The organism is Nonomuraea sp. NPDC049480 (assembly GCF_044465905.1).
GTDB lineage: Bacteria > Actinomycetota > Actinomycetes > Streptosporangiales > Streptosporangiaceae > Nonomuraea.
In genome coordinates this window covers 211,678-221,041 of the sequence record NZ_JBITMD010000020.1, presented here as the reverse complement: position 1 = coordinate 221,041, position 9,364 = coordinate 211,678, and the positions used below count along the sequence as shown (strand labels likewise).

General features: G+C 69.0%; 13 protein-coding genes. 9 read left to right on the top strand and 4 right to left on the bottom strand.

The window, feature by feature from the left end:
- Positions 1–188: 188 nt before the first annotated feature.
- The 3 genes from ACIBX3_RS42925 to ACIBX3_RS42915 form a co-directional block, all read right to left on the bottom strand.
- Positions 189–1,694, bottom strand: coding sequence for a M28 family peptidase (locus ACIBX3_RS42925; protein WP_397126356.1), 1,506 nt, complete (start codon positions 1,692–1,694; stop codon positions 189–191).
- An 82-nt stretch (positions 1,695–1,776) separates the two neighbouring features.
- Positions 1,777–2,385, bottom strand: coding sequence for a hypothetical protein (locus ACIBX3_RS42920; RefSeq protein ID WP_397126355.1), 609 nt, complete (start codon positions 2,383–2,385; stop codon positions 1,777–1,779).
- 84 nt (positions 2,386–2,469) lie between these two features.
- Positions 2,470–3,363: a LysR substrate-binding domain-containing protein gene (locus tag ACIBX3_RS42915; protein WP_397126354.1), complete on the bottom strand. Its 894-nt coding sequence runs from the start codon at positions 3,361–3,363 to the stop codon at positions 2,470–2,472.
- Between the two features lie 197 nt (positions 3,364–3,560).
- On the opposite strand from ACIBX3_RS42915, the gene ACIBX3_RS42910 reads away from it, so the two are divergent.
- Positions 3,561–4,703, top strand: coding sequence for an MFS transporter (locus tag ACIBX3_RS42910; RefSeq protein ID WP_397126353.1), 1,143 nt, complete (start codon positions 3,561–3,563; stop codon positions 4,701–4,703).
- A gap of 33 nt (positions 4,704–4,736) precedes the next feature.
- Here the strand turns inward: ACIBX3_RS42910 and ACIBX3_RS42905 are convergent, their stop codons facing one another.
- The gene (locus ACIBX3_RS42905) at positions 4,737–5,321 is read right to left on the bottom strand and encodes a TetR/AcrR family transcriptional regulator (RefSeq protein WP_397126352.1); all 585 of its coding nucleotides are present in this window, start codon (positions 5,319–5,321) and stop codon (positions 4,737–4,739) included.
- 78 nt (positions 5,322–5,399) lie between these two features.
- Here ACIBX3_RS42905 and ACIBX3_RS42900 point away from each other — a divergent pair, with 78 nt between their 5' ends.
- The 8 genes from ACIBX3_RS42900 to ACIBX3_RS42865 all read left to right on the top strand — a co-directional run bounded on the left by ACIBX3_RS42900 (position 5,400) and on the right by ACIBX3_RS42865 (position 9,361).
- The gene (locus ACIBX3_RS42900) at positions 5,400–5,810 is read left to right on the top strand and encodes an organic hydroperoxide resistance protein (protein WP_397126351.1); all 411 of its coding nucleotides are present in this window, start codon (positions 5,400–5,402) and stop codon (positions 5,808–5,810) included.
- A gap of 31 nt (positions 5,811–5,841) precedes the next feature.
- Positions 5,842–6,318, top strand: coding sequence for a peroxiredoxin (locus ACIBX3_RS42895; RefSeq protein WP_397126350.1), 477 nt, complete (start codon positions 5,842–5,844; stop codon positions 6,316–6,318).
- Positions 6,319–6,341: 23 nt separating this feature from the next.
- Entirely contained in the window at positions 6,342–6,488 is a 147-nt protein-coding gene (locus tag ACIBX3_RS42890; RefSeq protein WP_397126349.1) for a hypothetical protein, read from the top strand.
- 160 nt (positions 6,489–6,648) lie between these two features.
- Complete coding sequence (locus ACIBX3_RS42885) at positions 6,649–8,043, top strand: hypothetical protein (protein WP_397126348.1); 1,395 nt, start codon at positions 6,649–6,651, stop codon at positions 8,041–8,043.
- Positions 8,036–8,329, top strand: coding sequence for a hypothetical protein (locus ACIBX3_RS42880; RefSeq protein WP_397126347.1), 294 nt, complete (start codon positions 8,036–8,038; stop codon positions 8,327–8,329). Before ACIBX3_RS42885 ends, ACIBX3_RS42880 begins: the two co-directional genes overlap by 8 nt.
- Positions 8,329–8,463 carry a hypothetical protein gene (locus tag ACIBX3_RS42875; RefSeq protein ID WP_397126346.1) on the top strand — a complete coding sequence of 45 codons (135 nt, stop codon included), beginning with the start codon at positions 8,329–8,331 and terminating at the stop codon, positions 8,461–8,463. The genes ACIBX3_RS42880 and ACIBX3_RS42875 overlap by 1 nt, the downstream gene beginning before the upstream one ends.
- Positions 8,456–9,052: a hypothetical protein gene (locus ACIBX3_RS42870; protein ID WP_397126345.1), complete on the top strand. Its 597-nt coding sequence runs from the start codon at positions 8,456–8,458 to the stop codon at positions 9,050–9,052. The genes ACIBX3_RS42875 and ACIBX3_RS42870 overlap by 8 nt, the downstream gene beginning before the upstream one ends.
- 6 nt (positions 9,053–9,058) lie before the next feature.
- On the top strand, positions 9,059–9,361 hold the full coding sequence (locus ACIBX3_RS42865) for a WXG100 family type VII secretion target (protein ID WP_397126344.1): 303 nt from the start codon (positions 9,059–9,061) through the stop codon (positions 9,359–9,361).
- Positions 9,362–9,364 lie beyond the last annotated feature (3 nt).

Below are 9,364 nucleotides of genomic sequence, written 5' to 3'. Positions count from 1 at the left end.
GACTCCGTCGCCCGGTACGCGTTCAACCTCCGCTCCATACCAGCTCGTACGGCCGCCAAGGCAGCGGCCGTTGCGTCGGCGGCGGTCAGCTGACGTTACGTGCCGGTACGGGCCACCTGCCGATGGCCCGTACCGGCACGTGGCCTGGCTGAACGCCACGCCCCGCCGGGGAGGGTGCCTGCGGCCCGCTAGCGGGTGATCTTGACGTCGTCGATGCCGGCCTCGACCAGGGAGGCCCCCGAGGCGTCGGCGGCGTCGATGAGGATGCGGACAGTCTGCCCGGCGAAGGCGTTCAGGCTCGCGGTGGCGGTCGCCCAGGAGCCGTTGCGGTTGGACGCCGCGCCGGACTGCTGGAACACCGTGGCCGTGGTGGTGCCGATCACGCGGACTCTGAGGTAGTCGGCGCTGGAGGAGTTCGAGCCGTGCGCCAGATACCAGGACAACGACAGGTTCAAGGGACCGGACGAAGGCAGCGTGATCGGAGGCGACTGTATCGAGGTGACGCCGCCGTCGATGTCGTACGTGCCCGCAGACGAGCCCGCGAGCCGCCCCGTGACCAGGTCGTTCGTGCCGCTGACCGTCGTCCCGAGCTGCTTGGCGCCCGAGGAGGTGGTGGCCTCCGGGTCGCCGCGTTCCCACTGGCCCGCGGTGGCGGTGTCCGTGCCGGAGGGGTTGGCGGTCCAGCCGTTCGCCGTCTCGAACGTGTCCTGCCAGACCACGACCGGCGGTACGGCGGTGGCGATCGTCCAGACGGCGTGCGCGATCGCGTCGGCGTTCCGGTCCAGCGCGGTGTCGTTGATGTTGACCCGCGTGTCACAAGCACGGTGGTAGCAGGGGTCGAACGCCTGCCCGGCCGTGCCGCCCCACAACGCCGCCTGGGCCGAGGACTTGACGCCCTCCGCGCCCGTGAAAGTGCCGCCCGCGGGGATGCCGACCGCGATGAACGGGCCGTAGTCGGAGCGGCCGTCGAAGTCGGTGCCCCGGGTGGGCACGCCGATCGAGGTGAAGTAGTCGATGATGGTCTGCTCCAGCGCCGCCGACCCGGCCGGGCCGGGACCGGCGCCCGTGCCGTCCGAGTTGTCGCCGTCGTATACGAAATATCCGGCGTTGGGGGAGCCGACCATGTCGAAGTTCAGGTATCCCTTGATCCGCGCGCGTTCGGCGGCCGGCAGGTTGTTCACGTAGAACTGCGACCCGCGCAGCCCCAGCTCCTCAGCGCCCCACCAGGCGAACCGCAGGTGCTTGGCCGGCTGGAGCGCCTGACGGGACACCTCGAGCGCGCTCTCCAGGATCGCGGCGCTGCCCGAGCCGTTGTCGTTGATGCCGGGTCCGGCGGTGACGCTGTCGAGGTGGGCGCCGATCATCAGGATGTCGTCAGGATTGCCGCCGGGCCAGTCGGCGATGACGTTGTAACCCGTGGCGCCGTTGTAGGTGAAGGTCTGGAGCGTCGTGGTGAAGCCGGCGGCGTTCAGCCGGTCCCTGACGTAGTTCGCGGAGGCCAGGTAGCCGGGGCGGCCGTGGGCGCGGGTGCCGCCGTTGGCGTCGGCGATGGACTGGAACTGGGCGAGGTGGGCCTTGACGTTGGCGAGGGGGATGTCCGGCGGGGCGGCGGCCCGCGCGGGCGCGACGATCAGGGATAAGCACAGGGTGGCGAGGGCTGCGACAATGACGCCTTTTCTGCGGGTGAGCAGCATGGCGGCGCCTCCATCCGAGGTCGAGGGCGGAAGATCCCGAGATGGTGCTGCATAGGAACGTAACGCCGCGAAAGGAGTTCGCCTAGATGCGCGTGCCAAGATCGGACCGGAGGGCGGACACCACCGGCTCCGGCCTGTCGGCGAAGAACGTGATCGTGGTGGCTTCGGCGCGGCGGCCGAGCGGGCGGACGAACACGATCGGCTCGCTCAGCTCGATCGTCACGTTGGTCCGTGACCCGACCGCCACCCGCAGGTGCCCGTCCTCGACCGAGACCATGCTGCTCTCGTTGTCGTTGCGGCTCGTGCGCACGGCGACGATGCGGTCGCGGGGCACGCGTACGTCGAAGTACGCGCCGTACCTGACGCGCAGCTCATCGGCGGTGATGACGTGCGGCCGGGTGACGCAGGCCGCGGCCAGCGCGACCCCGAACAGCAGCCCGTACACGTCGGCGATCAGCACCGTGAACCGCACCCAGTCCGGCACCCCGGTCGCGACCAGCAGCACATCCACGACCACCGTCTCGACCGCCATCGCGAACAACATCAGCGACAGCGTGAACGCCAGCTCCTTCGCGTACGTCACGACGGTCGCGCCCGCGGGCACTCCGTGCCGTCGGCGGACGATCCACAGCCCGATGCCGGCCAGGCCCTTGAGCTCGAACCCCAGGACTCGTAGTGCGGCTCTGACCATCAGCTTCCTCTCCCTCGGCTCCGGTCACCCCCATGAGACACGTTGACGCCGCGTCAAGGTCAAGCCGGGGAGGGTCTCCCAGATCTACGGCCGGCCACGCCGGCGGTCCTGACCTCCGCGGTGGTCGATCAATTCCAGGAAGGCCGTGGCGGCCGGGGACGGGTGGTTCCCCCAGATGAGGTGCTCCACCCGCGCCGGAGCATCGCGAAGCCGGATGATGCGCAGGTCGGTAAAGCGCGGCGCGTACGCGGCCGGCAACAGCCCCACGCCGAGGCCATGCCGCACCAGGTCGACCATGAAGTCGGCGGACGACACCTCGAAGGCGACGTCACGTCTTACCCCGGCGGCCGCGAAGGCCTCGTCCGACTGAGCCCGCCCGGCATGGCCGGCGCGGAAGTCTATGAACGGCTCGTCCGCCAGGCTTCGCAGGTCCGCTTCGTCGTCCGCCAGGTGATGATCCGGCGCGACCACGGCGACCAGCTCACCTCTGGCCAGCGGGCGGCTCTGGACGGCCTTCGGTTCCGCACGCGTCGGCAGGCCGAGGAACGCGACGTCGACGCCGCCCCGCCGGACCCCTTCGATCAGGTCTTCGCTGCCACTCGAGGTGAGCGTGATGTGCACCCTCGGGTGTCGATGGCGAAACTCCTTCAGTACGACCGGCAGATCGACGGCCGCGACCGTGGGGATGGCGCCGACGGCGAGCCGCCCGCGGATCTCCCCGCTGGCGGCCGCGACTTCGGCCCGGGCCCGATCGGCAGCCTCCAGGCACTCCCTGGCCGCGGGCAGGAACGCCTCCCCGGCCGGCGTCAGCCGTACGCGCCGGCTGGTCCGCTCGAACAGCCGGGCGCCCAACTCCCGCTCCAAGCCGGCGATCTGATGGCTGAGCGCCGACTGCACGACCCGGCAGCGTTCGGCGGCCCGGGTGAAGTTGCTGGTCTCCGCGACCGCGATGACGTACCTCAGCTGTTGCAGCTCCATCCAACCATCGTGCAACACGATCGTTCACGATGAAAATTATGTGTTGGACTCATTGATCGACTCTCGCGCACCCTTGAGTCATGACGGAACCCTCATCCGGGATCCGGTGACATCAGAGAGAACACATGCTCATACATGAAGAACGCCCGCACTCGACCTCGAGAGCATGGCTGGGCGTCTCCGCGATCACAGCCAGTTTGTTCGTCTTCCTCACCACTGAGCTGATGCCCGTCGGTCTGCTCACTCCGCTGAGCACAAGCCTGAACATATCGGTGGGTGTCGCCGGGCTCATGGTCACTTTGCAGGGCGTCTCGGCGGGGCTGGGCGTGCCGTTCATCGTGGCATGGACCAGGCGCGTCAACCGGCGCGTGCTGCTGTCCACGCTACTGGCGATATTGGCCCTGGGAAACGTCGTCACCGCCGTGTCGCCGAACTATGCACTGATCTTGACAACGCGGCTCATCATGGGATTTGCCAGCGGCGTGTTCTGGGCCATAGGCGTGAGCATGGCGATGCGCCTTGTTCCGGAACGCCACGCGAACAGGGCGGCCGCGATCGTGATGTCCGGCATCTCGATCGCCACGGTAGCGGGCATACCGCTGGGAACATTCCTGGAAAGCCTCACCGACTGGCGAACCACGTTTCTCATCTGGAGCGGCCTCAGCGCGCTGGTGTTCCTGGCGGTCGCTGCCATGATTCCATCACTGCCGTCGCAGAACGCGGTCTCGGTCCGGGAAGTCTTCGGGCTTCCGCTCAAGAACGTGCCGCTGCGTTCGGTGTTGTTCACCGTCGTATTGTTCGTGCTCGGCCATTTCGGGGCGTACACCTTTGTGCGACCTTTCTTGGAGGAAAATGCGGCCGCCACGCCCGTCTTCGTCACCGTGGTGCTGATGATTTTCGGTGTCGCCGGCGCCGCCGGGAACTTCGTCGCCGGACATACCGTGAACAGGAATCTGCGGGGCAGCTTCATCGCCGGCTGCTCGGGACTGGTGGTGTCCTTGCTCCTGCTGCTCACGATCGGTGACGGGCAGGCCGGTTCGATCATCTCGCTGATCCTCTGGGGACTTTCCTTCGGCGCCGTGCAACTGTGCCAGGTCAACATGACGCTCGCTGCCGCGCCCGACACCTTTGAAGCCGCCATGTCACTCAACACCATGGCATACAACACATCTATCGCTCTCGGCGCGCTTTTCGGTGGGCTGTTCGCCGATCATGCAGGTGTCACAAGTGTCGTCTGGTTCGGTGTGGCGCTGACAGCGGCTTCGCTGCTCCTCAACCTCGGCACTGGCCGGAAGACCTCACGCACCGTCGCCGACGATGAGCTGGCCGCCAGTGGATGAGCCTGTCCCTCCCATCCTGATGCCGGACGCCGGCTAGCTCGAGGCCGCGCCTGTCTGGCCCAGCAGCCGGGCGAGTGCCTCCAGGGCGGCGGCGCGGACCGCGGTGGGATCGTCGAGGTCGAAGCTGACCGAGAGCCCGTCCCTGAGCAGCAAGAGGATGTCCGCGGTGCGCTCGGCGTCCGGGTGACCGTCGGCCGCCAGCAAGTCCCGGTAGAGGTCGCGGGTCCAGCGCCGGTGCTCCGCGATGGCCTGCCGCACGGGATGGGCAGGATCGGGATACTCGGCCGCGGTGTAGATGAAAGGGCAACCCCGATAGCCGGGTCCCGCGCCGAAGTCGCACATGAAGGTGAAGACGGTCTCCAGCGTCTCCCGTGACGAGGCGGCCGGCATCGTGGCGGCCGCCGCCCGCTGCCAGGAGCTCTGCTCGGTCACGTAGGCCCGGACGAGATCGTCCTTGCTCGGGAAGTGGTGGTAGAAGGTCGCCTTGGCGACCCCCGCCTCCGCGATGATCCGGTCGATGCCCACGGAGTGCACGCCCTCCGCGTAGAACAGGCGGGTCGCGGTCTCCAGGACGCGTGCACGAGCCGGACGGCGCCCTTCCATAGTCTCTGCGGTCACCCCATTGACAGTACCAGACAGGTCTGTCTACTGTTGGGAACAAGAGACAGACAGGTCTGTCTGATACGGGAGGAAGTCATGAGCATCTACACCGCCATCGCCACCGCCGCCGGACGTGACTCTCGCGCGATCTCCTCGGACGGGAAACTGGACCTCAAGCTGGCCAGGCAGAAGGAGCTGGGCGGTGACGGCGAGGGCACCAACCCCGAGCAACTCTTCGCCGCCGGATATGCCGCCTGCTTCACCTCGGCGATGCAGCTGGTGGCCCGTAGCCAGAAGCTCGACGTCGCGGACGCGTCGGTCACGGCCGAGATCGGCCTGTCGCCCAACGGCCAGGGCGGCTTCCAGCTCGAGGCCACGCTCCGGGTGGAGCTGCCCGACACCATCGCGCCGCAGGCGGCCCGCGAGCTCGTCGAGGCCACCCACCAGGTGTGCCCGTACTCCAACGCCACCCGCGGAAACATGCCGGTCGAGCTGGTCATCGAGTAGGGAAGGCGCTGGCGAGGAGAGGCAGGCAGACATGGCACGAGGTATCCAAGCAGGCGACAAGGCGCCCGACTTCACCCTTCCGTCGCAATCCGGCCAACCGGTCCGGCTGTACGACCGGCTCGGCGAACGGGCGGTTGTCCTGTACTTCTATCCCAAGGACGACACCCGTGGCTGCACCGCTGAGGCCTGTGCCTTCCGGGACAGCCACGAGGTCTTCACCGATGCCGGGGCCGAGGTCATCGGCGTCAGCTCCGACTCGGTCGATCGGCACGCCGCGTTCGCCGGCCGGCACCGGCTGCCCTTCACGCTGCTGAGCGACCAGGGCGGCCAGGTGCGCAAGAGCTACGGGGTGCCGGCGGTGCTCGGCCTGATCCCGGGCCGCGTCACCTATGTCATCGACCGTCAGGGGACGGTCAGACATGTCTTCAACTCCATGAGCGGCATCGACGCGCACGTCAACGAGGCGTCCGAGGTGGTCCGCGAGATCCAGGCCGAGAATCCCGCCTGACGGCTGCCGAGGGCGAGGGAGGGGTGGGCCCGATGCACGCCTGCGGCGGGTCCGGGCCCATGAAGGGCTGGGACCGCGAGATCAACCACCTCGGCGGCGGCCGCGGCGTGTACGTACGCGACCCCAACGGGCACAGCTACGAGCTGTTCACCGTCGTCCCGCCCATGTGACGAAGACGCGAAAAATTCTTGGAATTCGATTGAACCCAGCCCCGGTGAGCGGCGTACAACCTGGCGGAAAACGGCGCTCGCCGATGGCCGGAAGGTGCGCCTGCCTGCGCATACATCGGCGTGCCCACCCTGGCGCGAGTCGATCGGCACGGGTATGGCGATGGATTTTCAGCGTGGTTCAGGCAACGACCTCTTCGATTTCGATCGTGGCGCCGTCGCCACCCTCGGGAAGCCGCTCCACCGTACGCGGCCGGCACCGCCGAAGTCCTTCGGCACCGGCGAACCGCCGTCGGCCCGGTCCCATCAAGGGCGGGAAGTCCACGGATGGAGCGACGGCCTGGCCTTACGGCCCCATGATTACCTGGGAAAGGGCCGGCCGCTGGCCCGCGTCGTCAGGGCGGCCGGGCCGTTCGGCGGCGAGGCGCTCTACTTGCTCGCGCTGGGCAGTGCCGCCACCATGGCCAGGCTGCACCTGGCCGGGATCGCGGGGCTGCGGCTCAGCCCGGCGAACGTCCTGATCGGGCCGCACGGGCAGGCGTTCTTCGCGCCCGGGCCGCGCGACAGCGAGTTCCCCTCGCAGGACGTGCGCGACTGGGCCGATGTGATCGTCTTCGCGGCGACGGGGTGGCAGGCGGGGGAGGGCGAGGAGCCCGATCTCGACCGGATGCTCCCGGCGCTGCGCGCGGTGATCGACGAGTGCCGGCAGCCCGATCCCGGGTCCCGCCCGACGGCGGTCGAGCTGGTGCGCATCCTGCTCGGCCACTCCGCGGCGGGCCACGGCGCCTCGCTGGAGGAGTTGCTGCGGGAGGCCGAGAGCCGGACCAGGCCGTACGAGCCGGCGCCGTCCGAGCCGGTGCTCGTGACGACGCCCACCTGGCGGAAGCCGGCGTTCCTGGCCGGGATCGCGATCGGCGTGTCGATCGTCGCGGTCGCGGCGACCGCGGTGGTGGCGATCTCCGGCGGGGCGCGGGAGCACGACTGGCGGGACGTGACAGGCGCCATCGATCGCCGTACCGCCTCCTTTCACCAGGAGGGACGGGACTTCGCCGCCGACGGCAGGCTGAGCTTCGACCGGACCGCGGCCACCTCGTACGAGATGAAGTTGACGTGCGGGAACGCTCCAACGAACGTGTCCCTGGTCGGTGACCGGGGCGTGGCCGGCGGCGTGGCGTTCGACGCAGGCCGGCCGGAGGTCGAGCCGTGCGCGCACCTGCACGCCCCCGCCGTCCGGCGATACAGCTCGCCGTACACGATCAAGGCGCTGCTCGACGCGGCGGGCGCGGACGTGCGCGCCGCGCCCGCGCCCGGCGGCGGCCGGACGATCACGGGCACGGCCCAGGCGCACCGCATGAGGGGCGAGGAGTCCACCGACGCGTTCGGGCAGTTCGGCGGGGAGGGGCCGATCAGGTTCTGGCTGCGGGTGGACGGTGACGGGCTGCCCGTTCGGCTGAAGGTGCAGACCGAGACCAGGGCCGACGGGCCGCTGGTCGTGGAGACGGTCTATCGGGACTGGCGCGAGTACGAGCCGGTCAAGGCGGAGGTGCCGAATGGCTGAGGAATTCACCGCCGACAGGCAGGAGGCCGCGAACGTCTCGCGGGACCTCACATCCATTCGCTCGGCGCTGGACGGGGGCAGGATCGGCGCGCTCGACGCGCGTACCGGGTCGGAGAAGGTCGACGAAGCCATGCGGACGTTCTTCGCGGAGTCCTCGGACAACCGGGAGCGGATGAACCAGTTGCTCGAACGGGCGGCTGGCCTGCTCGACGCCCTCGTCGAGGGCACCGGCGAGCTGGACGCCTCGCTGTCGGAGTCGCTGTCGACGAAGACCGGGAGTACGTGATGAAGGCACTCGGCCTCGGTGTGCTCACCGGAATCCTGCTGGCGACGATCGCAGCGTCGCTGGTGCTCGCCCTGATGGACAGGCCGGCGCACCAACCGGCCTCCAGTGTCGTGGAGGAGCTCGGCCATGGCTGATCTGCCCTTCGGATTCACGGTACGGGTGCCCGAATCCTGGTACGCGTTCGACACCTGGCGGGCCGGGCGTACCGGTGACCTGGCACGCCTGGTGGACGCCCGGGTGAGCGCCGCCCCGGAGCTGGCGCCGCACCGGTCGGTGCTGGTGAAGGTGCTGCGCGAGGTCGCCGACCTGGCGGGTCGGCGCGGTGCGGTGTTCGGCGCGGCGATGACCGACCACGTGGAGGACGTCGGCACCGTCCTGGCCACGCTCATGGTCCTGCACACGCCGGGATCGCCGGACCCCGCGGGCAACACCGTCGAGGCGATCGCCTCCGGCATCATCGCGATCCCGCCACGACAAGGCACGCCGGCCTGGCGGGATGTGGAGATCGTCGAGGTCGACGCCGGCCGTGCCGTGCGGGTCACCGGCGTCGAAGCCGGCGAGATCGAGGCGGTGACCATGCAGACCCTCATCCCCGTACCCGGCGGGCACGGCGTGCTGGACCTGGTGCTCACCAGCCCGCACCTGAGCCTGACCGAGCCCATGCTCGACCTGTTCGACGCGATCAGCGCCACCCTGGCCTGGTCCGATCCCGAAGGAGAGTGAACCGTCATGGCAGGTGGGACCCATCACCTCAGCTTCCCCCAGGTAGAGAACAGCGCGAACCGGCTGAACAGGGAGAAGGAGGACATCGAGAGCCGCCTGACCCAGCTCAAGGCGATGATCGACCAGCTCGTCAGCAGCGACTTCGTCACCGAGCGCGCATCCGGCAAGTTCCAGCAGGACTACGACCAGTGGAACAACGGCGCCAGGCAGGTCATGCAGGGCCTGGAGGGCATGAGCCAGTTCCTCAAGACCGCCATCGCCAAGCACCGCGAGCTGGACGCCTCGCTCAGCGGCGGCGCGGGAGCGTGACGT

Bases quoted from the DNA above. Each gene is read 5' to 3' on its own strand.
- ACIBX3_RS42880 (WP_397126347.1), top strand. From the start codon at position 8,036: ATGGCTGAGGAATTCACCGCCGACAGGCAGGAGGCCGCGAACGTCTCG.
- ACIBX3_RS42875 (WP_397126346.1), top strand. From the start codon at position 8,329: ATGAAGGCACTCGGCCTCGGTGTGCTCACCGGAATCCTGCTGGCGACG.
- ACIBX3_RS42915 (WP_397126354.1), bottom strand. From the start codon at position 3,363: ATGGAGCTGCAACAGCTGAGGTACGTCATCGCGGTCGCGGAGACCAGC.
- ACIBX3_RS42900 (WP_397126351.1), top strand. From the start codon at position 5,400: ATGAGCATCTACACCGCCATCGCCACCGCCGCCGGACGTGACTCTCGC.
- ACIBX3_RS42925 (WP_397126356.1), bottom strand. From the start codon at position 1,694: ATGCTGCTCACCCGCAGAAAAGGCGTCATTGTCGCAGCCCTCGCCACC.
- ACIBX3_RS42870 (WP_397126345.1), top strand. From the start codon at position 8,456: ATGGCTGATCTGCCCTTCGGATTCACGGTACGGGTGCCCGAATCCTGG.
- ACIBX3_RS42920 (WP_397126355.1), bottom strand. From the start codon at position 2,385: ATGGTCAGAGCCGCACTACGAGTCCTGGGGTTCGAGCTCAAGGGCCTG.
- ACIBX3_RS42865 (WP_397126344.1), top strand. From the start codon at position 9,059: ATGGCAGGTGGGACCCATCACCTCAGCTTCCCCCAGGTAGAGAACAGC.
- ACIBX3_RS42885 (WP_397126348.1), top strand. From the start codon at position 6,649: ATGGATTTTCAGCGTGGTTCAGGCAACGACCTCTTCGATTTCGATCGT.
- ACIBX3_RS42895 (WP_397126350.1), top strand. From the start codon at position 5,842: ATGGCACGAGGTATCCAAGCAGGCGACAAGGCGCCCGACTTCACCCTT.